Source organism: Sphingomonas sp. SDUR79 (genome assembly GCF_056821745.1).
The window spans coordinates 822,994-846,554 of record NZ_JBPDIN010000001.1 but is presented as its reverse complement, the minus strand read 5'-3'; the positions used below and the strand labels follow the sequence as shown (position 1 = coordinate 846,554).

Annotated in this window: 23 protein-coding genes and 1 tRNA gene; 15 read left to right on the top strand and 9 right to left on the bottom strand. The window is 67.0% G+C overall.

Features of this window, described 5'->3' with window-relative positions:
- The first annotated feature begins 67 nt into the window (after positions 1-67).
- Complete coding sequence (locus ACRYLO_RS04100) at positions 68-1,798, top strand: hypothetical protein (protein ID WP_482658996.1); 1,731 nt, start codon at positions 68-70, stop codon at positions 1,796-1,798.
- A gap of 6 nt (positions 1,799-1,804) precedes the next feature.
- On the opposite strand, the gene ACRYLO_RS04095 is transcribed toward ACRYLO_RS04100, so the two are convergent.
- Complete coding sequence (locus ACRYLO_RS04095) at positions 1,805-2,266, bottom strand: vgr related protein (RefSeq protein WP_482658995.1); 462 nt, start codon at positions 2,264-2,266, stop codon at positions 1,805-1,807.
- Positions 2,267-2,312: 46 nt separating this feature from the next.
- On the opposite strand from ACRYLO_RS04095, the gene ACRYLO_RS04090 reads away from it, so the two are divergent.
- The 4 genes from ACRYLO_RS04090 to ACRYLO_RS04075 all read left to right on the top strand — a co-directional run bounded on the left by ACRYLO_RS04090 (position 2,313) and on the right by ACRYLO_RS04075 (position 6,617).
- The gene (locus ACRYLO_RS04090) at positions 2,313-2,843 is read left to right on the top strand and encodes an rRNA large subunit pseudouridine synthase E (protein WP_482658994.1); all 531 of its coding nucleotides are present in this window, start codon (positions 2,313-2,315) and stop codon (positions 2,841-2,843) included.
- A 290-nt stretch (positions 2,844-3,133) separates the two neighbouring features.
- Positions 3,134-4,279, top strand: coding sequence for a PepSY-associated TM helix domain-containing protein (locus ACRYLO_RS04085; RefSeq protein ID WP_482658993.1), 1,146 nt, complete (start codon positions 3,134-3,136; stop codon positions 4,277-4,279).
- Positions 4,276-4,467: a hypothetical protein gene (locus ACRYLO_RS04080; protein ID WP_482658992.1), complete on the top strand. Its 192-nt coding sequence runs from the start codon at positions 4,276-4,278 to the stop codon at positions 4,465-4,467. The genes ACRYLO_RS04085 and ACRYLO_RS04080 overlap by 4 nt, the downstream gene beginning before the upstream one ends.
- Before the next feature lie 23 nt (positions 4,468-4,490).
- On the top strand, positions 4,491-6,617 hold the full coding sequence (locus tag ACRYLO_RS04075) for a TonB-dependent receptor (protein ID WP_482658991.1): 2,127 nt from the start codon (positions 4,491-4,493) through the stop codon (positions 6,615-6,617).
- Between the two features lie 211 nt (positions 6,618-6,828).
- Here ACRYLO_RS04075 and ACRYLO_RS04070 read toward each other — a convergent pair whose 3' ends face one another.
- On the bottom strand, positions 6,829-7,257 hold the full coding sequence (locus ACRYLO_RS04070) for a copper chaperone PCu(A)C (protein WP_482658990.1): 429 nt from the start codon (positions 7,255-7,257) through the stop codon (positions 6,829-6,831).
- Between the two features lie 176 nt (positions 7,258-7,433).
- Between ACRYLO_RS04070 and dnaK the strand changes: the two genes are divergently transcribed.
- From dnaK to ACRYLO_RS04055, 3 genes are all read left to right on the top strand, one after another.
- A complete protein-coding gene (dnaK, locus tag ACRYLO_RS04065; RefSeq protein ID WP_066658756.1) occupies positions 7,434-9,338 on the top strand; it encodes a molecular chaperone DnaK in 1,905 nt (634 codons plus the stop codon).
- 68 nt (positions 9,339-9,406) lie between these two features.
- Positions 9,407-10,519: a molecular chaperone DnaJ gene (gene dnaJ / locus ACRYLO_RS04060; protein WP_482658989.1), complete on the top strand. Its 1,113-nt coding sequence runs from the start codon at positions 9,407-9,409 to the stop codon at positions 10,517-10,519.
- A 149-nt stretch (positions 10,520-10,668) separates the two neighbouring features.
- Positions 10,669-11,226: a DUF805 domain-containing protein gene (locus ACRYLO_RS04055; protein ID WP_482658988.1), complete on the top strand. Its 558-nt coding sequence runs from the start codon at positions 10,669-10,671 to the stop codon at positions 11,224-11,226.
- Here ACRYLO_RS04055 and ACRYLO_RS04050 read toward each other — a convergent pair.
- Together ACRYLO_RS04050 and ACRYLO_RS04045 are read right to left on the bottom strand one after the other, a co-directional pair.
- The gene (locus ACRYLO_RS04050; RefSeq protein ID WP_482658987.1) at positions 11,149-11,892 is read right to left on the bottom strand and encodes a sulfite exporter TauE/SafE family protein; all 744 of its coding nucleotides are present in this window, start codon (positions 11,890-11,892) and stop codon (positions 11,149-11,151) included. The two genes, ACRYLO_RS04055 and ACRYLO_RS04050, sit on opposite strands and share 78 nt — an antisense overlap.
- Positions 11,893-12,947: 1,055 nt before the next feature.
- Positions 12,948-13,379 carry a cupin domain-containing protein gene (locus tag ACRYLO_RS04045; protein WP_482658986.1) on the bottom strand — a complete coding sequence of 144 codons (432 nt, stop codon included), beginning with the start codon at positions 13,377-13,379 and terminating at the stop codon, positions 12,948-12,950.
- 93 nt (positions 13,380-13,472) lie between these two features.
- Here ACRYLO_RS04045 and ACRYLO_RS04040 point away from each other — a divergent pair, with 93 nt between their 5' ends.
- From ACRYLO_RS04040 to ACRYLO_RS04030, 3 genes are all read left to right on the top strand, one after another.
- Positions 13,473-13,793 (top strand): glycine zipper 2TM domain-containing protein, encoded by a 321-nt coding sequence (locus tag ACRYLO_RS04040; protein ID WP_294018940.1) that lies wholly within the window; start codon positions 13,473-13,475, stop codon positions 13,791-13,793.
- Positions 13,794-13,894: 101 nt separating this feature from the next.
- The gene (locus ACRYLO_RS04035) at positions 13,895-14,275 is read left to right on the top strand and encodes a glycine zipper 2TM domain-containing protein (protein WP_482658985.1); all 381 of its coding nucleotides are present in this window, start codon (positions 13,895-13,897) and stop codon (positions 14,273-14,275) included.
- A gap of 46 nt (positions 14,276-14,321) precedes the next feature.
- The gene (locus ACRYLO_RS04030) at positions 14,322-15,488 is read left to right on the top strand and encodes a glycosyltransferase (protein ID WP_482658984.1); all 1,167 of its coding nucleotides are present in this window, start codon (positions 14,322-14,324) and stop codon (positions 15,486-15,488) included.
- Here the strand turns inward: ACRYLO_RS04030 and ACRYLO_RS04025 are convergent.
- Positions 15,485-16,609, bottom strand: a complete 1,125-nt coding sequence (locus tag ACRYLO_RS04025; RefSeq protein WP_482658983.1) for a DUF3089 domain-containing protein — start codon at positions 16,607-16,609, stop codon at positions 15,485-15,487. The genes ACRYLO_RS04030 and ACRYLO_RS04025 overlap by 4 nt on opposite strands.
- Positions 16,610-16,753: 144 nt before the next feature.
- Between ACRYLO_RS04025 and ACRYLO_RS04020 the strand changes: the two genes are divergently transcribed.
- On the top strand, positions 16,754-17,881 hold the full coding sequence (locus ACRYLO_RS04020; protein WP_482658982.1) for a tetratricopeptide repeat protein: 1,128 nt from the start codon (positions 16,754-16,756) through the stop codon (positions 17,879-17,881).
- Here ACRYLO_RS04020 and ACRYLO_RS04015 read toward each other — a convergent pair.
- Genes ACRYLO_RS04015 through yajC form a run of 4 tightly spaced genes read right to left on the bottom strand, consistent with a single transcriptional unit; the run spans position 17,878 to position 21,216 of the window.
- On the bottom strand, positions 17,878-18,240 hold the full coding sequence (locus ACRYLO_RS04015) for an Mth938-like domain-containing protein (protein ID WP_482658981.1): 363 nt from the start codon (positions 18,238-18,240) through the stop codon (positions 17,878-17,880). The two genes, ACRYLO_RS04020 and ACRYLO_RS04015, sit on opposite strands and share 4 nt — an antisense overlap.
- Positions 18,240-19,217 (bottom strand): protein translocase subunit SecF, encoded by a 978-nt coding sequence (secF, locus tag ACRYLO_RS04010; protein WP_482658980.1) that lies wholly within the window; start codon positions 19,215-19,217, stop codon positions 18,240-18,242. Before secF ends, ACRYLO_RS04015 begins: the two co-directional genes overlap by 1 nt.
- A 12-nt stretch (positions 19,218-19,229) precedes the next feature.
- Positions 19,230-20,873: a protein translocase subunit SecD gene (gene secD / locus ACRYLO_RS04005; RefSeq protein WP_482658979.1), complete on the bottom strand. Its 1,644-nt coding sequence runs from the start codon at positions 20,871-20,873 to the stop codon at positions 19,230-19,232.
- 1 nt (position 20,874) lies between these two features.
- Positions 20,875-21,216 (bottom strand): preprotein translocase subunit YajC, encoded by a 342-nt coding sequence (gene yajC / locus ACRYLO_RS04000; protein WP_482658978.1) that lies wholly within the window; start codon positions 21,214-21,216, stop codon positions 20,875-20,877.
- Positions 21,217-21,479: 263 nt separating this feature from the next.
- On the opposite strand from yajC, the gene ACRYLO_RS03995 reads away from it, so the two are divergent.
- The 3 genes from ACRYLO_RS03995 (at position 21,480) to ACRYLO_RS03985 (ending at position 23,561) form a co-directional block, all read left to right on the top strand.
- A tRNA-Pro gene (locus ACRYLO_RS03995) sits at positions 21,480-21,556 on the top strand.
- Between the two features lie 165 nt (positions 21,557-21,721).
- Positions 21,722-22,180: a thiol-disulfide oxidoreductase DCC family protein gene (locus ACRYLO_RS03990; protein ID WP_482658977.1), complete on the top strand. Its 459-nt coding sequence runs from the start codon at positions 21,722-21,724 to the stop codon at positions 22,178-22,180.
- Between the two features lie 175 nt (positions 22,181-22,355).
- Positions 22,356-23,561: a 2OG-Fe(II) oxygenase family protein gene (locus tag ACRYLO_RS03985; protein WP_482658976.1), complete on the top strand. Its 1,206-nt coding sequence runs from the start codon at positions 22,356-22,358 to the stop codon at positions 23,559-23,561.

Sequence of the window (23,561 nt, the reverse complement as noted above, 5' to 3'; positions counted from 1 at the left end):
CAAATCCATCCACCCGCCGTTCATACCGACTCGCCGAATAGTGCGGCCTGTAGTTAGGAGCGGGACGATGCGTGGATTGCGTGGCGTAAGTCTGATGGCGGTGGGGCTGGTGCTGGCGGGGGGCTTTGCCGGTTCCGCGCAGGCTGCGGCGGCGGTGGGCTATGCTGCGCCCTCCCCGGCCGCGCAGGCCGGATGGCGGGCGGCGTCAGGGGACTATTACTGGATCGACAATGCCGATGGCCTGTTGGAGGCGATTGGCGATGCGCCGCCGGACTTTACCTTCCGCTATCGCGGTGACGATGCCTGGGGCTGGGAGTTGCAGACCGGGCATCTGGTGCTGGCAGAGACCGATCGCGATGGCGCGCTGCGTTACTATTATTTCGAGCCGGACGCCGATACGCCGTTCCTGGTGCAGGAGGCGCGGCGGTCGTTTGCCTATCAGGGGCAGCGGCTGGCGGTGGTGTATGACAGCGGCGGGGCGGCGCTGTCCCCGCGCGAGAGCGACATGTGGGATGATCGCGCTGGTGACCTTTACGCACGCGGCATTGCGCTGCGCGCGGCGTCGGACGGGACCGGGCAATGGGATGCGGTCGATGCCGGGTGGTGGGCCGGGCAGGTCGCGACGGTGATCGAATGGCGGCTGCGCTGGGAAAGCGGGCGGGTGCGGCATCCGGGCTGGCAGCGCTGGCGCGGCACGGCGGATGCCGTGCGCTGGCGGTTGCGGCTGGAGCGGGAGCGCGAGCGGCGGCGGCTGGACGGCGACCGCTTCCGGCGCTGGCAGCGCGAGGGTTTTCGCGGACCGCCGCCACGCTTTGACGGGCCGGGGCGGCCGGGTCGTCCGGGGCCGGGCGTGCGTCCTCCACGGCGCGATGGCGATGGCCGACCGGGCGTCGGACGACCCGGCGGACGGCCGGAGGTCGGGCGTCCGGGCGACGGTCGGCCGGGCAGCGGTCGCCCCGGAACCGGCCGGCCCGACGTCGGATCGCCCGGTGGCCCGCGTCCCGGCGACGGTCGCCCCGGCAGCGGACGCCCTGACGGCGGACAGCCGGGTGCAGGTGGACCGGGTGGCGGTCGGCCGGATGTTGGACAGCCGGGCGGACGTCCCGGCGACGGCCGGCCCGGCACGGGTCGCCCCGGAAGCGGTCGGCCCGAAGGGTCGCAGCCCGGTGGCGGGCGGCCCGGCGATGGCAGGCCGGGCGATGGCCGCCCAGGTGGCGCTAATCCCGGCGCGGGTCAGCCCGAGGGCGGGCAGCCCGGTGGCGGGCGTCCCGGAGGACGTCCCGGCGATGGACGCCCGGGTGATGGCAGACCGGGTGATGGACGCCCCGGTGACGGACGCCCGGGAACGGGCGGCGGCCGGCCGCCGGTGAGCACGCCGTCGCCTGCGCCGACACCGACGCCGCCACCGGTCGCGGTGCAGCCTGCGCCGACGACTCAGCCCTCGCGACCCCCGCGACCGGAGTTCGGACGGCCACTCGGCGATCGCCCGGTCGAATGGCGGCGGCGGATGCCGGAAGGCACGGCCCCGCGTGAGAGCGGGCCGCAAGCGCCGGTGCGGGTCGCGCCGCAGCCGCAGGCACAGCCGCAACCGCAATGGCGCCCGCAGCCGCAGCCACAGGTCCAACCGCGGCCCCAGCCGGCACCGCCGCCTGTGCGGGTGGCTCCTCCACCCCCGCCGGTCCGGGTGGCGCCACCGCCGCCCCCGCCGCCTCCCCCGCCACCGCCGCCTCCGCCTCAGACGCGCAGCAGCGATCCGGGGCAGTCGGTGAAGGACCGCACTGCCGAGCGCCCGCAATGAGCGCGGTCAGGCCGGGGTAAAGGGCAGAATCGCCTGATAGACCGCGCGCGGCGGGGCTCCGGGAACGGGCGCGCCGCGCGCGAGCAGAAAGGCATGGGCGACGATCTCCGCCTGCTGCTCGATCCCGTAGCGCTCGAGCGTCCAGCCGGGCTTGATCGCGTAATCATAGCGGCAGAACGGGTGGCGACGCAGGGGGAGGAAGATGCCGCGCTGATGCTGCCACACATGCGTCATTTCATGGATGAAATGTGCCTGGAGGCCGAGGGAGGCGGTCGCGAAATCGTCGCGGTACGCGGCCCCCTTTGGGTGGAAATGGATGCAGCCGAGCGGCGCCATCGTCACGTTGCGCGGCTGGAAGAATATCCATTTGCGGTTGGCGATGGCTGCGGCGGTATAGTCGATCGCGTCGCCGAACACGCTGCGGGCGAGCGCGATCTCTCCGGGAGTGAGCGGGCGACGATGAGTCATCGTGGCTGAGGTGGATGCGCAGGCGGGTTATGTCTAGAGCTTCCCCATGCTGATCCTGTTTAACAAGCCGTGGGGCGTGCTGTCGCAATTCACCGATGAGGGCAGCGGGCATCCGACGCTGGCTGATTATATCGACGTGCCGGGGGTCTATCCTGCCGGGCGGCTGGACCGGGACAGCGAGGGGCTGTTGCTGCTGACCGATGACGGGCGGTTGCAGGCGCGCATCGCGGACCCGAAGCACAAAGTCGCCAAGACCTATTGGGCGCAGGTCGAGGGGGAGCCGGATGACGCGGCGCTGGCGGCACTGCGCACGGGCGTGCGGCTGAAGGATGGGGTGACGCGCCCGGCGCTGGCCGAGCGGATCGACCCGCCCGCAATCTGGCCGCGCGACCCGCCGGTGCGGTTCCGCAAGACCGTGCCCGATTGCTGGATCGCGCTGACGATCACCGAGGGGCGCAACCGGCAGGTGCGGCGGATGACGGCGGCGGTGGGGCATCCGACGCTGCGGCTGGTGCGCTGGCGCGTGGGTGAGTGGGCGCTGGACGGGGTTGCGCCGGGGACGTGGCGCGAGGGGTGACGCGCAATATTCCTCCCCTGCCCCGCAGGGGAGGTGGCAGCGCGCGGCGCTGACGGAGGGGCCGCCCTCGCAGAGGGCGGAGTTTTGTCGAGCTGTTCCCGGCCGTCTGCGCGGCCGCCCCTCCACCACTCGCTGCGCGAGCGGTCCCCCTCCCCTGAGCAAGCTCAGGGGAGGAATGGGTAAAGGCCCCGCGCTCGTTGATTGCAAATGCGAATGCCTCGCATTGACTGTCGCGGCGAAGCGAGGTAGGCGCGCGGCGTTCCGTTGTTTGCCGAGGAAAGCCGCGCACCGTGTCCCGCTCGACGATCAAGGCCTGGTTCCTGATCCACAAATGGTCGAGCATCCTGTGCACCGCATTCCTGCTGATGCTGTGCGTCACCGGGCTACCGCTGATTTTCCATGACGAGATCGAGGCGCTGGAGCATGACGCGGCGGCGGCGATGCAGGGCAGGCCCTCGGCACAGGGCGGCGTGCCGCTCGACACGCTGATCGCCAAGGCGGTGGCCGAGGGGGGCGGCGGGGTGCCGCTGTTCGTCGGGTTCAGCCACGACAATCCGATCCTGACCGTGACCACCGGGCCGACCCCCGACGCGCCGGAAGCGCAGATGCGGCTGTTCTCCTATGACCGCACCACCGGCGCGAGTGCGGGGGAGATCCGCGAGGAAGGCGTGATGCACTTCCTGTTGAAACTGCACACCGACATGTTTCTGGGCCTGCCGGGGATGTTGTTCCTGGGGGTCATGGGCGCGCTGTTCGTCCTCGCGATTATCTCCGGCGTCGTCCTCTATGTCCCGTTCATGCGGCGGTTGCGGTTCGGCACGTTGCGCAAGACGCGGAGCAAGCGGGTGCGGCGGCTCGATACCCATAACCTGCTGGGCGTGGTGACGCTGGGCTGGGCGCTGGTGGTCGGGGTGACGGGCGTGATCAACGCCTTTGCCGACCCGCTGACCTATGGCTGGCGCGAGGGGCAGCTCAAGGAAATGGTCGCGGCGCATGGTGGTGACCGGCCGGTGGCACCCGCCGATTATGCCTCGGTCGATGCCGCGATGGCGGCGGCGCAGGCGGCGCTGCCGGGCGTGTCGCCGCAGTTCATCGGCTTTCCGGGCGGCGGGTGGAGCAGCGGGCGGCATTATGCGATCTTCTTCCAAGGCGACACGCCGCTGACCAGCCATGTGCTGACCCCGGCTCTGGTCGATGCCGAGACCGCGAAGCTGGCCGATACCGCGACGATGCCGGCATTCACCCAGGCGCTGATGCTGTCCAAGCCGCTGCATTTTGGCAATTATGGCGGAATCGCGCTCAAGATCCTGTGGGCGATCCTGACGCTGGCGACGATCTGGGTGCTGTGGAGCGGGCTGCAGCTGTGGCTGGGCAAGGGTGCGCGCGGCACCGAGCGCGCGGTGGACGAGATCGTCCATGCCGGAGCCGGATCGTGAACGCGTCGCGCCGCATCGGCCCGCAGCGCGCGGCTAGCGTGCTTGCGGTGCCCGCATTGTTGCTGGTCGCGAGCCTGACGGGCCTGATCCTTGGTTTGACCGGCGATGGGTGGCGCGATGCGGCCGCGTCACTGCTGCTCGCCCTCCCCGTCCTGATTTTCCTGCGCAGCTGGCTGCGCCGTTCCTGAACCCTAGACAATTGGATAGACAAATGAAGCGCCTGATCCTTGCCACCGTATCGCTCGCCGCGATCGCCACCCCTGCTTTGGCGCAGGATGACGAGGTCGTCATTCAGGCACAGCGCGAGAATGCCAGCGCGGTGACCGGCGAAGGCGATCTGGGCGCGCTGGGCGACAAGAAGGCGGAGGATGTGCCGTTCACCGTCCGATCGTACAATGAGGCGCTGATCCTCAACCAGCAGCCGCTGACGCTGGGCGCGCTGCTGGAGAATGATCCGACGATCCGCACCACCTATGGCTTTGGCAATGCGTCGGAGCAGTTCGTGATCCGCGGGTTTCAGCTGTTCGGTGACGATGTCGGCCTGAACGGCCTGTACGGCATCGCGCCGCGTCAGCTGGTCGCGCCAGAATTGTTCGAGAGCGTGCAGGTGCTGAACGGCGCATCGGCATTCCTGAACGGCGCGGCGCCGGGTGGGTCGGGGATCGGCGGGAGCGTCAATCTGCAGCTGAAGCGCGCCGGGCGCGACCTCAACCGCGTGACCGCCAGCTATATCGGCGACGAGCATTTCGGCGGGAGCTTCGACGTCGCGCGCCGCTTTGGCGATGGGTCGTTCGGGGTGCGCGTCAATGGCGCGTTCCGCAGCGGTGACGTGGCGGTCGAGGGCGAGTTCCGCCGCACCGCCGTGCTGGGCGCAGCGTTCGACTGGCGCGGCGAACGGGTGCGGGCGTCGCTGGACCTGGGCTATCAGCGGGTCGAGGTGGACGGGCTGCGGCCCAAGGTGACGGTCGGTACCACCGTCGTTCCGCGCGTGCCGGACGCGGATGCCAACTATGCCCAGCCCTGGACCTATACCGACATGCGCGACGTGTTCGGCGTTGCGCGGATCGAATATGACGTGGCCGACAATGCGATGTTCTATGCCAGCGCCGGTGCGCGCGACGGGATGGAAGAGGGCATTTATGGCGGCATCACCATTTTGGACGCCACCACCGGCGCGGCGAACGGCAACGCGCTGTACGTGCCGCGCACCGACAATAATGAGGCGATCGAGGCCGGGCTGCGCGTCAAGCTGGGTCAGGCGGTGACGCATGAGTTCAACCTGGGCGGCAACATCGCCTGGCAGGTGAACCGCAATGCGTTCGACTTCCTCTATGGCCCCGGCTTCGCTGGGTTCGCGACCAATTTGTACAGTCCGACGCTGGCGGCGATCCCGGCATCGGCGTTCGTCGGCGGCGATCTGGACGATCCGTTCCCGATCAGCCGCACGCGGCTGTGGAGCGTTTACGCGTCGGACACGGTCGGGCTGTTCGACAACCGCCTGCTGGTGACCGGGGGGCTGCGGCTCCAGTCGATCCGGGTGAAGGCGTATAATGCCTATAATGGCGGGCTGCTCGACAGCACCTACGACGAAAGCGCAGTGACCCCGGTGGTTGGCGTGGTGGTGAAGCCGGTTGCCGGCGTGTCGCTGTTCGCCAACCGGATCGAGGGGCTGCAGCAAGGCCCGACCGCGCCGATCGACCCGCTGCTGGTCAATTCGGGCGAGGTGCTCGCGCCGACCAAATCGGTGCAATATGAAGTCGGGGGCAAGGTCCGCATCGGCGGGATCGATGCCAGCCTGGCGCTGTTCCAGATCGACCTGCCGAGCGCCTATGCGGTGCCGACCGGCACCGGCACGAGCCAGGTCTATGGCCTGTTCGGCAAGCAGCGCAATCGCGGGATCGAGCTGAGCTTTGCCGGTGAGGTTGCGCCCGGGCTGCGCCTGATCGGTGGCGGCACGGTGGTCGATGCGAAGCTGCGCGAGACGCTGGGCGGCGCGAATGAAGGCAATCGTGCGCAGGGCGTGCCGGAATATACCGCGAACCTGAATGCCGAATGGGACATGCGCTTCGTCCCCGGCCTGACGCTGACCGGGCGTGTGGTGCATACCGGGCCGCAGGCGGTAAACATCGCCAATACGCTGGAGCTGGACGACTGGACCCGGTTCGATGTCGGCGCGCGCTATGTCTTTGCGGCGGGCGACAAGCCGCTGACGTTGCGGGTCGGCGTCGATAACGTCGCCAATGCGCGCTATTGGGCTTCGGCGTTCGACGCGTTCGGGCAAGCGCTGCTGCAGGGTGCGCCGCGGACGGTGCGGGCGTCGCTGTCGGTGGATTTTTGATCCGTTCGCCTCTCCCCTTGATAGGGGAGAGGATAGCGAAGCTTGGCAGCTTGCTGCCTTAGCGGAGCTGGGAGAGGGGTAGAGCGGAGCAAAGCTCCGCGCGGCTACTGCGTAGCCGCCACCCCTCTCCCAGCTGCGACTAAGGCCTTGCTTCGCAAGCCCTAAGTCTGCGCATCCCTCTCCCCTCCTGCGGAGGGGCGAGGAAATTCAATTACTTTTCCTGACCCGGCGCGCGCAGTTCGGCTTCGACCTCGATCGTCTTGCCGTTGGCGAAGGCGAGGCGCAGCGGGATCTTGCCACCGGCGCGCAGTTCGGGGGACAGGTCATAGAGCATGATATGCTTCCCACCCGGCTCGAACTTGACCGTTGCGCCGGCGGGGATCGCGACATCCTTGAGCGGCGACATCGTCATCATGCCGCCTTCATGCTTCATCTCGTGCAGCTCGGTGCGCACGGCGGCGGGTGAGGAGACGGCGAGCAGGCTGGTCGCATCCGCCCCGCCCTTGACCGTGAAATAAGCCGCGCCCGGACGGCTCGACACGGCGGGCAGCCGGACCCACGCATCCTCGACCCCCAGCTGCGCCTGTTCGCATCCGGCGAGCGCAACCGCCGCCACCATTACCGCCACCAAAGACCGCATTGTCGAAACTCCTTCTCCCGATTCGGGAAGCTTAGGGAAATTCCTAAGAGCGCCATGGTCTTGCGGCAAGGCGCGCCGCGCCTATATCGCCCCTTGTGAAGGCCGCGTTGCCGCTTGAGGGGCGCGGTAACGCACTGGATTAACATGATTTAGCATACGGGGGCCTTAGAGGACTCATGGGTAAAGTTATCGGAATCGATCTCGGCACGACCAACAGCTGCGTGGCAGTGATGGAGGGCGGCAAGCCCAAGGTGATCGAGAATGCAGAGGGCGCGCGCACCACGCCGTCCATCGTCGCGTTTGCCAAGGACGGCGAGCGACTGATCGGCCAGCCGGCCAAGCGCCAGGCGGTCACGAACCCCGACAACACCGTCTTTGCGGTCAAGCGCCTGATCGGCCGCCGCTATGACGATCCCATCACCAAGAAGGACACCGAGCTGGTCCCCTACACGATCGTGAAGGGTTCGAACGGTGACGCATGGGTCAAGGCGGGTGGCGAGGATTATTCGCCGTCGCAGATTTCGGCCTTCATCCTGCAGAAGATGAAGGAAACCGCCGAGAGCTATCTCGGCGAGACCGTGACGCAGGCTGTCATCACAGTGCCGGCTTATTTCAACGACGCGCAGCGTCAGGCGACCAAGGACGCGGGCAAGATTGCCGGCCTCGAAGTCCTGCGCATCATTAACGAGCCGACCGCGGCGGCGCTGGCCTATGGCCTCGACAAGGACAACAACAAGACCATCGCGGTCTATGACCTTGGCGGCGGTACGTTCGACATCTCGATCCTCGAGATCGGCGACGGCGTGTTCGAGGTGAAGGCGACCAATGGCGACACCTTCCTGGGCGGCGAGGATTTCGATTCCAAGCTGGTTCAGTATTTCGCCGACGAGTTCAAGAAGGTCGAAGGCATCGACCTGACCAAGGACAAGCTGGCACTCCAGCGTCTGAAGGAAGCGGCCGAGAAGGCGAAGATCGAGCTGTCGTCGGCGCAGACGACCGAGGTCAACCTGCCCTTCATCACCGCCGACCAGAACGGCCCCAAGCACCTCGTCAAGACGCTGTCGCGCGCGGAGCTGGAGCGGCTGGTCGACGATCTGATCACCCGCACGCTCGACCCGTGCCGCAAGGCGATGGCGGATGCCGGCGTCAAGTCGGCGCAGATCGACGAAGTGGTGCTGGTCGGCGGCATGACCCGCATGCCCAAGGTGCGCCAGGTTGTGAAGGAGTTCTTCGGCAAGGAGCCGCACACCGGCGTCAACCCCGATGAGGTGGTGGCGATCGGCGCGGCGATCCAGGCCGGCGTGCTGCAGGGCGACGTCAAGGACGTGCTGCTGCTCGACGTGACCCCGCTGTCGCTGGGCATCGAGACGCTGGGTGGCGTGTTCACCCGCATGATCGACCGCAACACCACGATCCCGACCAAGAAGAGTCAGGTCTATTCGACTGCCGATGACAATCAGCAGGCTGTGACGATCCGCGTCTTCCAGGGCGAGCGCGAAATGGCGGCGGACAACAAGATGCTGGGCCAGTTCGACCTGGTCGGCATCCCCCCTGCCCCGCGCGGCGTGCCGCAGATCGAGGTGACGTTCGACATCGACGCCAACGGCATCGTCAACGTGTCCGCCAAGGACAAGGGCACCGGCAAGGAGCAGCAGATCCGCATCCAGGCCAGCGGTGGCCTGTCGGACAGCGACATCGACCAGATGGTGCGCGACGCCGAGAAGTTCGCCGAGGAGGACAAGGCGCGCCGCGCCGCCGCCGAGGCAAAGAACAATGCGGAATCGCTGATCCACACCACCGAACGCCAGCTCGCCGAGAATGGCGACAAGGTCGACGAGGCGCTGAAGGGCGAAATCCAGTCGGCGATCGACGCGGCCAAGGCGGCGGTCGAGAGCGGCAACGCCGATCAGATGAACGAAAAGAGCCAGGCCCTCGCGCAGGTCGCGATGAAGCTGGGTCAGGCGATCTACGAGAAGCAGCAGCAGAGCGAGGCTTCGCCCTCGGCCGATGCAGCTGCGGAGAAGCCGGCGGACGACGTGGTCGACGCCGAATTCTCCGAGGTGGACGACAACAAGGCGTAATTTATGCTCACCCCCGCCCCTTTCACTCCCAAGGAAAGGTGGCGGGGGATCGGGCGGGGGCCGAGTGAATGACCACCCAGATTGACTATTACGAACTGCTCGGCATTTCGCGCGATGCGGACGATGCGACGATCAAATCGGCGTTTCGCAAGCTGGCGATCCAGTGCCACCCCGACAAGCATGGCGGGTGCAAGGAGCAGGAAGCCAAGTTCAAGGCGATCAACGAAGCCTATGATTGCCTGAAGGACCCGCAAAAGCGCGCGGCCTATGACCGGTTCGGCCATGCCGGGCCGCAGGGCATGGGCGGCGGCGGCGGGCCGGGCTTCGACGCCTTTTCCGACATTTTCGAATCCATGTTCGGCGAGTTCATGGGCGGTCGCGGCGGTGGCGGACAGCGTCAGGCGCGCGGTGCCGACCTGCGTTACGACATGGAAATCAGCCTGGAAGACGCCTTTAACGGCAAGGCGACCGACATCACCATCGACGTGTCCGGCCCGTGCGAACCGTGCGGCGGCACCGGTGCTGCGCCGGGGACGATGGCGAAGCGCTGCACCACCTGTGCCGGGCATGGCAAGGTGCGCGCGCAGCAGGGATTCTTCGTGGTCGAGCGGACCTGTCCGTCGTGCCATGGCGCGGGCCAGACGATCGCCGATCCGTGCCGCAATTGCCGGGGCGAGGGTCGCGTCGACAAGACGGTCACGCTGAACGTCAACATCCCGCCGGGCGTCGACGAAGGCACGCGCATCCGCATGGCGGGCCAGGGCGAAGCGGGCGCGCGCGGGGCGCCCCCGGGCGACCTCTACATCTTCCTGCACGTCAAGCCGCACGCGCTTTTTGAACGTGAAGGCACGACGCTGTTCGCGCGCGCGCCGATCAGCTTCACGACGGCAGCGCTTGGCGGCGAGATCGAGATCCCGGGCCCGGACGGCGAAGTGCATAGAATTCACCTCCACCCCGGTACGCAGAGCGGGCGCGAGGTGCGCCAGCGCGGCGCGGGCATGCCGGTGCTGCAGGGGCGCGGTCGCGGTGACCTGGTCGTGCGGATCGAGGTCGAGATCCCGACCAAGCTGTCAGGCGAACAGCGCGCATTGCTGGAACAGTTCCGCGCGCTCGAGACGGGCGAGGAATGCCCGATCTCGACCGGGTTCTTCGACAAGCTGAAGAAGGCAGTGGGGGGCTGAGACGCCTCCCCCGTCGCCCCGGGCTTGACCCGGGGCCGGGCCTTTTGGCCGTCGTGAAGACGAAGCCCTGTCCCGGCTCAAGGCCGGGACGACGAGGGGGCATGTTTGCCGTCTTGAGATGTTTCGGGATGCAGCTAGGCTGAGCGCCGATGGCACAGCAAGCAAACCCCAATGCCCTCGATCTTGTTCTGCGCGCCATCAGGGGCATCGCGACGTTTCGCGGACGCTCCCGCCGGTCGGAGCTGGTCTATTACTGGATTGCAGCGATGCTGATGAGCACGATGTTCGGGCTCATTCCGCATCAATTGCCGATCCGCACCAGCTGGATACTGGATCAGGCGACCCAGTTGCTGGTGTTCCTGCCAATCTTCGCCCAGTTTACGCGTCGGCTGCATGACGCGAACCTCAGCGGATGGTGGGCGCTCCTGTTCCCGCCAACCATGGTGTTGGGCATCTATTCGAGCGCTCGGTTTGTCTTCCGTGACATTCAAACCGGTGCGTCGACGTTAGCCGACCTGCCTTTATGGGCCTCGCTGTTTCAGATCGGCAGCGTGCTGTTTGCCTTGGCCGTCGTCTTAGTGGTCCCCGGCACCGAAGGCCCCAACCGTTACGGCCCCGATCCGCGTCGCTCAATACACCCCGAACAGCTTCGCGCTAGCGACCAGCAGGACGAGCCCAAGGGCGCGCAGGATCCACTTTTGCGGTAGCTTGATGCCGAGCGTGGTGCCGACCACTGCGCCCGCCAGCACCGCCACGGCGTAAAGCGGGAGCTCGGGCGGGAGGCTGCCGACCGAGGCGAGGTTTCCGGCGAGGCCGGCGGCGGAATTGGCGAGGATGAACACCGCCACGACGCCCGACGCCGGCTTGGGCGCCGACCAGGCGAGGAACAGCAGCAGCGGCGAGAGGAAGATGCCGCCGCCGGTGCCGGTGAGGCCAGCGAGCAGGCCGAGGCCGATCCCGGCGAGGATCGCGACCCATAAAGGCGGATCATGCCATTCGCGCTCGGCCTTCAACTCGCGCGGCCACAGCATGCGGGCGGCGGAGAAGAGCAGCACTGCGCCCATCGCCGGCCGATAGATCTCCGGGGGTATGTGGATCATGCCGCCGACGAACGCCGCCGGGATCGCGCCGACGAGGAACGGCCACAGCGTGCGCCAGCGGAACAGTCCCGCGCGGGCGTAGCGGATCGATCCCAGACTCGCGACGATCAGGTTGAGGACGAGTGCGGTCGGCCGCATCGTCGCGACCGGCACGCTGAACAGCGCCATCAGCGCGATATAGGACGACGCCCCGCCATGCCCGACGGTGGAATAGAGCATCGCCCCCAAGAACATGCAGGCTGCGAGCGCGAGGTGGAGGGAGTCGAAGGGCATTGGGGTAGAGGCGTAACGAGCGCGCCGGAGCAGTCCAGCCCTCTTCTTCGTCACCCCGGACTTGGTCCGGGGTCCACCGGGAGGCGGGCGCGGAGCAAGCGGCTATAGCGTTGGACGTGAGGCGGGGTGGACCCCGGCACGGAGGCCGGGGTGACGATGGTTGCGGGGGCCTTGCCCTCTCTCCGCTTGCGGGAGAGGGCCCCTCTCCCCGACCCTCTCCCCTGAAGGGGAGAGGGAGAAGAAGGCGCGCCGCACGCGTGCCCTCACGACCTCCAAAACCAAAAGAGGGCCGGCGTTTCCGCCAGCCCCCCGGTGTCGCCAGCCGCTCGCTTGCCCATCCGGGAGACGGGCGCGCTGCGGCGGCGGCAGGCAGTGTTCCGCTTCCGGCAAGGGACTGCGGAACCCTGCGTTCCAACGGTCGCTAGGCGTCCGCTGGCCGGTCACCGGGACGGGGCCGGCTCCGAAGAGCCGCGTTCCCGCCTCGATGTCCTTGCGATCCCTTTGCCCCTTGCGGCGCTCCGGCATCGCGGTCCGGTCATCGATCGACACGATCCCCGAAGGGTCGTTTCATTCGATCACCTCGCGTCGGTCCTTTTTCCCGAAGGCCCAGGTTCCGTCGCGGCTGTGGCTGCATCTTCCCGACCGTGCCCGAAGGCGCCGCCGCTCCGCTGCAACCCGCTCCACCCGGTCCGAAGACGGGCTTTGCGTCCATGGCTTCCGGTCCGGCCCGATGCCCGAAGGCATCGGCCCCTGCCCTTCCGCCTGTCATCCCCGGCACAAGGCCCTGGGATGCCATTGGACGCCTGTCCGTTCCGTTCGCGCAAAGCCGATGCGAACATCGTCCCTGCGGTTTCCCGGGGTGGCGTCCCCGTCCCGTTCCATGCGGTTTCCCGAAGGCACCTGCATGGTTCAGGCCGTGACAAACATTTGATTTCGCTTTGGTTTCCCGCCGCGGCCTCATCTGCCTGCCCCATGATGCTGTCATGGTTTTCGAGTCGGGCGAAGCGGCGATCGACCGTTACCATCTGTGGATAACGTGAATCATGGGCAGGGAATCAGCGGGTCGGGGACCAGTCGGGCGGGGCGAGTTCGAACCCGGCAAAGTCGAATCCGGGAACGACGATGCAGCTGACCAAGGCCCAGCCGCGCTGCGCATCCGCCGCCTGCCAGCGAGTCGCAGGCACGCGCGCTTGCGGCTGGTAGCCGCCAAGCACGTCGCCGCCAAGCAGGATCGTCTCCGGATTGGCGTCGGCGGCGTCGGCGATCATCAGGTCGAGCGGCGATCCGGCGTGCCACAGCCACAGCTCATCGGCATCGACGCGGTGCCAGTGCGACCGCTGGCCCTGCTCCAGCAGGAACAGGATCGCTGTTCCGATCGACCGATCACCGGGGACAAGTGGTTGAGAACGCCATGTTTCCTTGTACCAGCCACCCTCCGGATGCGGGGTGAGGCCGAGGCGGTCGATAAGGGATTTAGCTTCCTGCATGGGGCATGAACTGCCCGAAATGTGACGTTCATGAAACCCCGGCCACAAGCCCGGCGTTCTATCCCGCGAGTTCAGGAAGATGGAGTAAGTGATATGCGTAACCTGATGCTGGCGCTGGGCGCCGCTTCGCTGGCCGTCCCCGCGACGGTGATGCTGCCGCAGACCTCGAGCGAGGCACAGGCGCAGTCGAAGAAGAAGCGCTACAGCTATCGCGAGTGGAAGGGCCGTGACGGCCGCCGCTATTGCCGCAAGCCCGATGGCACGACCGGTCTGGTGATCGGTGGCGTCGCCGGCGCTCTGGTCGGTCGGACGATCGATACCCGCGGCGACCGCACGGTCGGCACGCTGCTTGGCGCGGCCGCAGGCGCGGTGGCGGGTCGCGAGATCGAGCGCAGCGGCAAGCGTTGCCGTTAAAGATCGGCGCATGCCAAAATGATGCGGGGCGCGGGATATTTCCGCGCCCCGTTTCGTTGGCACAACATCGGCGGGGGGCATCATGGACAGGGAGATGCCCGATGAATTTCTCACTTCGCACCGGTATGATCGCGCTGAGCGCAGGCGCAATGGCGCTGACCGGTGCCTGCAGCCAATATGGCTATGACCGGCCCGGCTATGCCAGCAGCAGTGACTGGGACGCAGCGCGCTACTATCGCGACGGCAATTATCAGGAACGCCGCCTCAGCCGCGGGGACAATGTCTATGTCGGGCGTGACGGGCGTTATTATTGCCGCCGCAGCGATGGCAGCGCCGGACTGATCGTCGGCGGGATCGCGGGCGGCGTGCTCGGCAACATCATCGCGCCGGGCGGGTCGAAGACACTGGGCACGATCATCGGCGCTGCCGGTGGCGCGGTGATCGGTTCGGCGGTCGACAAGGGTGAAGTCCGCTGCCGCTGATCGCGGTTGCGCAAACTTAACCGGAAGGGTGTAGTGCGCTGAGGCAATGCTTCGCGTGCTCACCCTTTCGTCGCTCTTCCCCGATGCGTCGCGGCCCAATTTCGGCGTGTTTGTCGAGCGGCAGACGCTCGGGCTGGCGGCGCATCCCGATGTCGAACTGAAGCTGGTCGCCCCGGTCGGGCTGCCGCCCTGGCCCATGTCGCGCATGGGGCATTATGCGGCGCTGGCCGCCCTCCCCCGGCACGAGGAATGGAGGGGCGTCGAGACATGGCGTCCGCGCTTTGCCAATTTGCCTGGGACCGGTGGGCGGTTCCACGCCACAATGCTCGCGGCGCGGATCAAGCCGCTGTTGCGCGCCATCCGGCGCGATTTTCCGTTCGATGTGATCGATGCGAGCTTCTTTTTTCCGGACGGCGTGGCAGCGGTCGAATTGGGCCGCGCATTCGACGTGCCGGTCTCGATCAAGGCACGGGGAGCCGATATCCACCATTGGGGCCGTGCGCAGGGGACTGCGGAGCAGATTCTGGAGGCCGGGCGGCGTGCCGACGGGCTGCTGGCAGTCGCCGGATCGATGCGCGACGACATGGTCGCGCTGGGCATGGATGCGGCGAAGATCCGCGTGCATCGCACCGGCGTTGATCTGGGCCGCTTCGCACCGCGCGATCGGGCGGCGGCAAAGGCTGCGCTGGGCGTCGACGGCCCGCTTGTCGCGAGTGTCGGCGCGCTGATCCCGCGCAAGGGGCATGAGATCGTGATCGACGCGGTCGCGGCGCTGCCCGGCGTGCGGCTGATGATTGCGGGCGAAGGGCCGGAGCGGCCGAAGCTGGTGGCGCAGATCGCGCGGCTGGGGGTCGGCGACCGGGTGACGCTGCTGGGCAGTGTGGCGCATGGCGAGCTGCCCGGATTGCTGGCAGCAGCGGACGTGATGGCGCTGGCATCGTCGTCGGAGGGTCTCGCCAATGCGTGGGTCGAAGCGCTGGCGAGCGGGACGCCGGTGGTGATCCCCGATGCCGGTGGCGCGCGCGAACTGGTCACCGCGCCGGACCATGGGCGGATCGTGGCAAGGGCCGCGTCGTCCTTTGCCGAGGCGATCGGCGCGCTGCTCGCCGCCCCGCCCGCACCCGATGCGGTGCGCGCGGGCGCGGCGGGGTTCACCTGGGAGGCGAACCGCGACGCGCTTTATGCGCACCTCGCCGGGTTGGTCGGACGCTAGCGCTTCTTCGCCCACGCGGCGTATTGCGTCTCCGCGAGCTTCACCAGATCGCCCATCGCCAGGTTCATGTCGATCAGGTGCAGGCCCCAATCGTCGAGCCGCTGCGGGCCGACCATGACGTCACCGGGGATCGTGTCAGTGCGCGCGTCGGCGGGGTCGGCGTTGAGCGTGGCTTCGAAATAGCTTGCGCCGTCCTTCACCACGCACGCGCCGGAAATCAGGCCGGGCAGCTTGACGAAATTGGTGGTGACCGCTGGGCCGTCCTTGCGCCACGCGAAGGCGGAGGCAGTGCCGAGCAGCGAGCCGGTCGGCAAATAGGCGTCGAGCGGCGCGCTGCCCCCGCCAAGCGCCGCCGGGTTGGTGCAGGCGACCTGCATCCCCGGTGTGGCGGAGCGGGCGAAGCGCGATTTGGCCGGCGGCGGCACGGTCGCGCGGAAACTGACATAGGTGACCACACAACCGGTGTCGGTCGCGCTGGCGCAGGTCGGGATTGTCTTGAGCGTGCCGGTGCGCTGCCCCGCCGCAACGTCGAGGTTGAAGCCAATCGGCATGGCCGAGATGATCGGCTTCATCGCATCGGGCTTGCCGTCGAATTCGCGCTCGAGCAGTTGGGACAGCATCCGCGCGCCCTGGCTATGGCCAATCAGGATGACGCCGCGACCCTGATTGTCGTGCTTCATGTAATCGTCGAACGCGGCCTTCACGTCGCGATAGCCGAGCGCCGGATCGGCGCCCGATGTCTGGCCAGCCATCACCGCCTGCAGCGCCTTGAGCGTCACCTGGCGATACATTGGCGCATAGACCCGGCACACGCTGCGGAAACGCGCCGCCTGGATCATCGCGACGCGGCGCTCGGCGGCGTCGATGCTGAGGTCGCTGTTGGGTGTCTGATCGGTCGAGACGGTGGGATAGACGTAGAAGCAATCGAATTTCGGGTTTGCTGCGGGCGTGAACTTTTCGACGGTGCGTGATCCGTCGGGCGCGACGACCGTGGCGTCGAGATTGACGGTGCAGGCGTCCTCCCGACCTGGCCGGCAAAGCCAGTTGGCGGTATCGCGATAGTCGGCAGGCGCGGGTGCGGCGACCTGAGCGGCGGCGATGGCAAGTGCGGCGGTCAGCATGGTCTTCTCTCCCCCTATTTTACGATACATATGCACGAGTCGTAGCGTGATTGGAAGATCGGGTATGGACTTCTCCCGAAGGTCGGCCGGCCTAGCCGCAAACTGTCGCTTGCGTCCGCGCGGTGGGCGGGTGACGGTGTCGGCGTGACGCTCGCCCCTGCCCTCGCCCTGTTATTGCTGAGCCAGGCTGCGCCGCCGGATGCAGCCCGCGTGCTTGAGGATGCGGGGCGTTATCGCGAGGCGGAGCCGATTCTGCGGCGCGCGATCCGCGATGCTGGGGCAGCCGCCGATGACTCAGTCGCCGATGCGGCGGAGCGGCTCGCAGACAATCTCGCCAAGCAGGCACGCCCGCGTGAGGCCGAGCCCTTGTATCGGCGTGCATTCGAGATCCGCCTTGTACGGCATGGTGCGGCCCATCCGGCGGTCGCGCGCAGCCTGAGCCAGTTGGCCGGACTGGCCGCGGATGCCGGGCGGCTGGACGAGGCGGAGGCGCTGTCGGCGCGGGCGGTCACGATCCTGACCGCTGCTGGGCCGGGCGCGCGGCTCGACCTCACTCGTGCGCAAGGCAATCGCGCCGGGATCCTCGCGGCGATGGGGCGCGGCGAAGACGCCTATGCACTGTATCGCGAGGCGGCGGCGACATTGCAGCGGATGGGGCCGACGGCCGAGGCCGAGTTTGCGGTCGCGCTCAACAATCTGGGGTCGCATCTGGTTCGCATGGCGGGCGCGACCAGTGTCCAGGCGGGGTTTCGACGCAGCTTTACCCTGCGTCAGGCGGTGCTGTCCCCGTTCCTCCCGATGCCTGGCGCGGGCGGGGTTGAGCCGGTCGACGCAATGCTGCGCCGCCGATTGCTGTTCGACGCGGCGATGGCGCTGCGCATGGCGCTAGGCGTGCGTGTGCGACTCCTCGGCGAGATGCATCCCGATACTGCCAACAGCCTCAACGGGCTGGCGGCGGCGGAGCGGGCGCTGGGGCGGCGAGAGGAGGCGGAGGGGCTGTACCGCCGCGCGCTGCACATCAAGCTGGCGATGCTGCCAGTCGGCGACCGCGATCGGGTGATTGGGGCGTGGAGCCTCGCCAGTGTGATCGGGGAGGATGGTGCGCGTGCTGGCGAAGCGAGGGCACTGTACCGGACGGCAGCGGCCGAAGCGCTGACGGCGCAGGGGCGGCATGCCGATTATGACCGGGCGGCTAGCGCCGAATTGCGGAGTTACGCGCCGATCTTCACCGGGCAGGTGCGCGCCGCCTGGGCGCTAACCAGCCGCCCTTAATCGAGCGGATAGAGCGCGGCGGCAACGCCGCGAAGTTCGGCCCGCAAGACGCCCCACAGGCGCGCAGCGGCGCGGCTGTCCATCGGCTCGATGCCAAAGGGCAGCGCCGCTTCCAGCGCGGCCGGCGGACGGCGCAGGGTGGTGCCCGTGCCGAGGATGAGGAATTCCGGCAGCGGGTCCATCGCCAGCAGCGGCGCGAGATCGTCGGCGGTCAGTTCCGCGAGCGGCGGAGGCGACCAGCCATCGGCCCGCGTCGGGGTGAGGAGCAGCCCGTCATACACGCCGTCATCGACGCGGAACCCGCGCCCGCTGAACCCCGAGACGACCGGCCCCTCGATCCGGGTCCGGTCGACCCGCATCAGGGCATGTCCTTGAAGTCGGTGGGACCGGTGCGCTCTGCACCCTTCGGCCCCGGCGCTTCCTTGGGCAGGAAGCTGTCGGGCTTCAGCCGCAGCCACAGCAGGATCGCCGCAGAGACATAGACCGACGAGAAGGTGCCGATGACGATGCCGAGCAGCATCGCGGCGGTGAAGCCGAAGATCACGTCCGGACCCAGCACCAGCAGCACGCCGAGCACGATACCGATCGAGAGCGACGTCACGACGGTGCGCGACAGCGTTTCGTTGATCGACAGGTCGAGCAGTTCGCCCATCTCCATCTTGCGGTATTTGCGCATGTTTTCGCGAATACGGTCATAGACGACGATGGTGTCGTTCAAGGAATAGCCGATGATCGTCAGGATCGCGGCGACGATGTTGAGGTCGAACTCAAGCTGGGTCAGCGCGAAGAAGCCCAATGTCAGCGCGACGTCGTGGAACAGCGCGAACAGCGCGCCGATGCCGAACTGCCATTCGAAGCGGAACCAGACGTAGAGCGCGATGGCGATCATCGCGAGCGTCAGGCTGATCGCGCCGTTGCGGAACAGCTCTTCCGACACCTTGCCCGACACGCTCTGCGCGCCTTCCACCTGGGCGCCGGGATAGCCCTGCTGGATCGTGGCGCGGATCGCCGACGCGGCCTTGTTCGCCGCCTCCTCGCCACCCTCGGGCAGCGGGGTGCGGACCGAATATTCGTTCGTCGAGCCGCTGCGCTGGATCGTCGCCTCGCCATAGCCGAGCCCTTCGACCCGCTGGCGCAGCGTTTCGATGTCGACCGGTTGACTGAACGTCACGCGAGTCTGCTGTCCCCCGACGAAATCGATGCCGAGGTTGAAGCCCTTGACGAAGCACAGCACGATCGAGCCGATGATGAGCAGCAGCGACAATGCCATCGCCACGTTCCGCCATTTGAGGAACGGGATGTTGGTGTTGTCAGGGACGAGTTTGAGCGGGCGCATATCTGGGCGGCCTTAAATATTGATCGTCTTGGGACGGTTGCGCTTCAGATAATCGGCAACGAGCAGACGCGTGAAGGTGACGCCGGTGAACACCGAGGTGATGATGCCGATGGCGAGCACGACCGCAAAGCCGCGGATCGGGCCAGTGCCGAACAGGAACATGATCGCCGCCGAGATGACATTGGTGATGTTCGCGTCGAAAATCGCGCGGCTTGCTTCCTTGTAGCCGAACTCGACCGAAGCGATCGCGGCGCGGCCACGGATGCGCTGTTCCTCACGGATGCGTTCGTTGATCAGCACGTTGGCGTCGACCGCCGCACCGATGGTGAGCACGAACCCAGCGATGCCGGGCAAGGTCAGCGTGGCACCGAAGAACGCCATCACGCCCAGCACCATCACCGCGTTCACCAGCAGCGCGGCAGCGGTATAGACGCCGAACCGCAGATAGGTGAACAGCATGAAGGCGATCAGCGCGATCGTGCCGACGATGCCGGCCAGGATGCCCTTTTCGATCGATTCCTGACCGAGCTCGGCCGAAACCGTACGCTCCTCGACTACCTTGAGTGCCACCGGCAGTTTGCCCGAGCGCAGCGCGATGGCGAGTTCGTTGGCGCTTTCGACGGTGAACCCGCCCGAAATCTGGCCGCGACCGCCAAGGATCGGTTCGTTGATGTTCGGCGCGGAGATGACCTGACCATCGACGATGATCGCGAACGGCTTGCCCGTGTTGGCCTGCGTCGCCTGCGCGAACTTGTAACCGCCCTGACTATCGAAGGTAAATGCGACCACGACGCGCTGGTCCTGGTCATATTCCTGTTTGGCGTCGATCAGCTGATCGCCGCTGACGATGATCTGGCGCTTGAGCGCGATCTTGGCGACCTCGCCCTCCCTAGTCGGATAGGCGATATAGGGCGCACCACCGGGAGCACCCGGATAGGCCATGATCTCGCTGCCGATTGGCGCACGCCCGGCCGCGATGTCCGCCGGATTGGCGGTGGTGTCGACCAGCTTGAACTCAAGCCGTGCAGTCGTGCCGATCGTGCGCTTGAGCGCCTCGGGATCCTTGACCCCCGGCACTTCGACGAGGATGCGGTTGCGCCCCTGAAGGATGATCGTCGGTTCGAGCGTGCCGAGCGCGTTGATGCGGCGGTCCACGACTTCACGTGCGTCGCCCATTGCCTGCGTCACCGCCTGGTCGAGCCCGGCGCTGGTCTGGCTGACGATAAAGCGGGTGCCGTCGCGCACCTCGATCGTCCATTCGCGCTGGCCCGACATGCCGACGCCGCTGCCGGTCAGCTGGAGCAGGCGTTCGCGCGCGGCATCGACCTGCGCGACGTTGCGCACCATGAAGGTGATGCGGTTGTCGCGGGTCGAAATGTCGCCGATGTCGATGCGCGGATCCTGACGGCGGAACTCGGTCTCAATCTCGTCGCGCTTGGCCGCGAGGCGGGTGCGTGCGAGATCGTCGACATCCGCCTCCAGCAGGATCGAGCTGCCGCCGGCAAGGTCGAGGCCGAGGTTGATCGATGGCTGCGGGATCCAGGACGGCCAGCGCTCACGCGCGCTTTCCGGCACGAAGCTGGGGATCGCCAGCAGCACGCAGACGGCGATGCTGAGCCAGACTGCCCAGACCTTCCACTTGGGAAAATCGAGCATCTCAGTCGTTCGCGGGCTTGCCGCCGAGCGGCTGAACCTCGACGATGGTCGCCTTGACCACCTTGACCTTCACGGTCGGCGCGATTTCGACATTGGCATAGACGTCGTCGACGGACACCACCTTGCCGACCAGGCCACCTGCGGTCACGACCGTGTCGTTCTTCTTCATCGATCCGATCGATGCCTGAAGCGTCTTCATCCGCTTTTGCTGCGGGCGAATCATCAGGAAGTAGAAGGCGACGAAGATCAGGACGAGCGGCGCGATCGACAGGAACGACGCCGCGCCGCTGGACTGTGCCGCCGCGCCGCCCGCGGCCTGTGCAAATGCTGGAGTGATGATCATGAGGTTCCCGGGGCCAGAAGGTTGGGCCTGAATGGTGGGGAGCGACGCTCCCCGGTTCAAGCGGCGCGAGCTACCACTTGTGTTGCGGCCATGCAACTGTGGCATATTGACATACGGCACCGGCCCGCTCCCCCACCCGGCCACCCAACGACAGTGTATTCCATGGGTGGCCGGGTGGGGATCGGGCCGGTAGCGCGTCGTCGCTGCGCACCCGAACCCCCTTGCATCCCCCGCCACACCCGCCTAGAGGGCCTGCCTTCGGTCGGGGCGTAGCGCAGCCTGGTAGCGCATCACACTGGGGGTGTGGGGGTCGCAGGTTCGAATCCTGTCGCCCCGACCAATTCATCCGAACATTTTGAGTGGCTTGATCCGCAGGCGGTTAAAGACCGCAATGCCGTCGCACGCATCTGGAACGCGAACCGACGCGCGGGTTTGAAGCGGGGCGGAGACTCAAGCGGACAAGCTGCTTGCAATCGGCGGGGCGCAAGGCGAACTAGAACAGCGGTTGTTCGGGATTGCCATCATAGTGTTAGATGACGAAGCGGATTCGCGCATTTCAGCGTTGCTTGAACAGGGTCACATCATTCTGTTCGACGCCGAATGTGTCCTGTGTTCGACCAATGCGCAGATCGTGCTGACATATGACAGGGCGCGGCGATTTTATCTGGCACCGATGCAGGGGCAGGTCGGGGCCAGCCTGTTCCGCCAGCACGGATTGGATCCAGATGACCCGACCAGCATCCTGGTCATCGGGAAATCCGCAGTCCACAAGGACAGCGATGCGATCATCACGATCTATGAAAAGCTCGGCTGGCCGTGGCGCCTGGCGTCGGTTTTGCGGATCATACCGGCGATCCTGCGTGACCCTGTCTACCGGCTGATCGCACGGAACCGCTACCGGCTTTTCGGCAAACGGACTGACTGCTGGCTTCCCTCTGAAGAGCATCGCGCGCGGATGCTGTGACGGCATTGCGCTGACCGCGATGCCGAGGCGGCCTTGGCAACGTCGTGCGGAGCCTGTCGCGGCAATTGCAAAAGGGGCGTCGCGAGCCTAGCGCTGATGGTAATGAGAATGCCGCATCATCAACGCCTTGCTGATCGCGTCGCGGGCCGGCGACGCGCATCGCGTGGGAGCCGCAATGGCTGTCTCCATCTCGATCACGCCTGAACGCGGCACCGCGCTCAACTCGCGGCAAGAATGCGATCTGCTGCGTGAAGCGGTACGGCGAAATCCTGGGTCGGCTATATTGCGGCCGCGATTGGCCAGGCTGTTCAACCGTGTCGATGCGTTTGACGCGTGCATCGCGCTGCTTACTGACAGTCCGGCCGGTCCGCTGACCTTCGTTGAGCGCGCCTTGCTGTGTGAGGCGCTGCTCGCCCGCAACGGGACGGGGGATATCCGCCGTGCGGCGATCGAGGCCGATGCCGCGCTGGAACAGGCAATCAACGACCGTCAGCGCACCGCCGCGCTGGTGCTCAAGGCCCGACTGGCGCGGCGCGACGGTGCTGATTCTGCGGCGATCGACTTGCTGAACGGTGCTTTGGCGCTCCAACCGGACCATCAGGGCGCGTATCGGATGCTGACCCTGCACCATCTGCGCTGTGAGCAGCCTGCAGCGGTACTGGCGCTGGCGGACCGGATGGCGGCGCTGGGGGTCACGCATAGCTGGTTGCACGCCTCGCGCACGCTGTCGCTGGTAGCCCAGGGCGAAATTGAGGCGGCGCAGGCGGGTGAAATGGCGCACAGGTTGCGCGCCGAGATCATGCTGGAGCCGCCCCCGGGGTGGGACGATATCGGGGCGTTCAATGCCGCGCTGGCGGACGAAATCCTGCGCAACAGCGCGATCCGTCGCGATCGTTACGGGACGGCGTCGCGCGACACCGAGATCCTCGATTCGCTGGCCAATGGCCATGCGCCGTTGGCCGCCGCATTGGTGGAACAGATTGCCCGCACCGCCGAACGCCACGCGGCGACGCTTGACGATGTCGATCACCCCTGGGTCGCCGCGCGTCCGGCATCGGGCATACTGACCAGCTGGGGCGCGATCACGCAGGAACATGGCTTTGAACATTGGCATATCCACCCCGAAGGATGGATGAGCGGCGTCTATTATGTCGCGGTGCCGCGCGCGGTTCAGGAGGGTGAGGATGAGGGTGGCTGCATCGCCTTTGGCATCGGCGACGCGCTGATGGGGGAAGCCGCCGCCCAGGCCTATGGCCGACATTTGCTGCGCCCCAGGCCCGGTCTGCTCGCGCTATTTCCCTCGCAAACCTATCACCGCACCTATCCGCACGGCCAATCGGAGCGGCGGATCTGTGTTGCCTTCGACATCTGGCCGAGCTGA

Bases quoted from the DNA above. Each gene is read 5' to 3' on its own strand.
- ACRYLO_RS04070 (WP_482658990.1), bottom strand. From the start codon at position 7,257: ATGCGGTCTTTGGTGGCGGTAATGGTGGCGGCGGTTGCGCTCGCCGGA.
- ACRYLO_RS04035 (WP_482658985.1), top strand. From the start codon at position 13,895: ATGAATTTCTCACTTCGCACCGGTATGATCGCGCTGAGCGCAGGCGCA.
- ACRYLO_RS04050 (WP_482658987.1), bottom strand. From the start codon at position 11,892: ATGCCCTTCGACTCCCTCCACCTCGCGCTCGCAGCCTGCATGTTCTTG.
- secD (WP_482658979.1), bottom strand. From the start codon at position 20,873: ATGCTCGATTTTCCCAAGTGGAAGGTCTGGGCAGTCTGGCTCAGCATC.
- secF (WP_482658980.1), bottom strand. From the start codon at position 19,217: ATGCGCCCGCTCAAACTCGTCCCTGACAACACCAACATCCCGTTCCTC.
- ACRYLO_RS04045 (WP_482658986.1), bottom strand. From the start codon at position 13,379: ATGCAGGAAGCTAAATCCCTTATCGACCGCCTCGGCCTCACCCCGCAT.
- ACRYLO_RS04025 (WP_482658983.1), bottom strand. From the start codon at position 16,609: ATGCTGACCGCCGCACTTGCCATCGCCGCCGCTCAGGTCGCCGCACCC.
- dnaJ (WP_482658989.1), top strand. From the start codon at position 9,407: ATGACCACCCAGATTGACTATTACGAACTGCTCGGCATTTCGCGCGAT.
- ACRYLO_RS04055 (WP_482658988.1), top strand. From the start codon at position 10,669: ATGGCACAGCAAGCAAACCCCAATGCCCTCGATCTTGTTCTGCGCGCC.
- ACRYLO_RS04075 (WP_482658991.1), top strand. From the start codon at position 4,491: ATGAAGCGCCTGATCCTTGCCACCGTATCGCTCGCCGCGATCGCCACC.
- ACRYLO_RS04040 (WP_294018940.1), top strand. From the start codon at position 13,473: ATGCGTAACCTGATGCTGGCGCTGGGCGCCGCTTCGCTGGCCGTCCCC.
- ACRYLO_RS04030 (WP_482658984.1), top strand. From the start codon at position 14,322: ATGCTTCGCGTGCTCACCCTTTCGTCGCTCTTCCCCGATGCGTCGCGG.
- ACRYLO_RS04100 (WP_482658996.1), top strand. From the start codon at position 68: ATGCGTGGATTGCGTGGCGTAAGTCTGATGGCGGTGGGGCTGGTGCTG.
- ACRYLO_RS04090 (WP_482658994.1), top strand. From the start codon at position 2,313: ATGCTGATCCTGTTTAACAAGCCGTGGGGCGTGCTGTCGCAATTCACC.
- dnaK (WP_066658756.1), top strand. From the start codon at position 7,434: ATGGGTAAAGTTATCGGAATCGATCTCGGCACGACCAACAGCTGCGTG.
- ACRYLO_RS04095 (WP_482658995.1), bottom strand. From the start codon at position 2,266: ATGACTCATCGTCGCCCGCTCACTCCCGGAGAGATCGCGCTCGCCCGC.
- ACRYLO_RS04015 (WP_482658981.1), bottom strand. From the start codon at position 18,240: ATGCGGGTCGACCGGACCCGGATCGAGGGGCCGGTCGTCTCGGGGTTC.
- ACRYLO_RS03985 (WP_482658976.1), top strand. From the start codon at position 22,356: ATGGCTGTCTCCATCTCGATCACGCCTGAACGCGGCACCGCGCTCAAC.
- yajC (WP_482658978.1), bottom strand. From the start codon at position 21,216: ATGATCATCACTCCAGCATTTGCACAGGCCGCGGGCGGCGCGGCGGCA.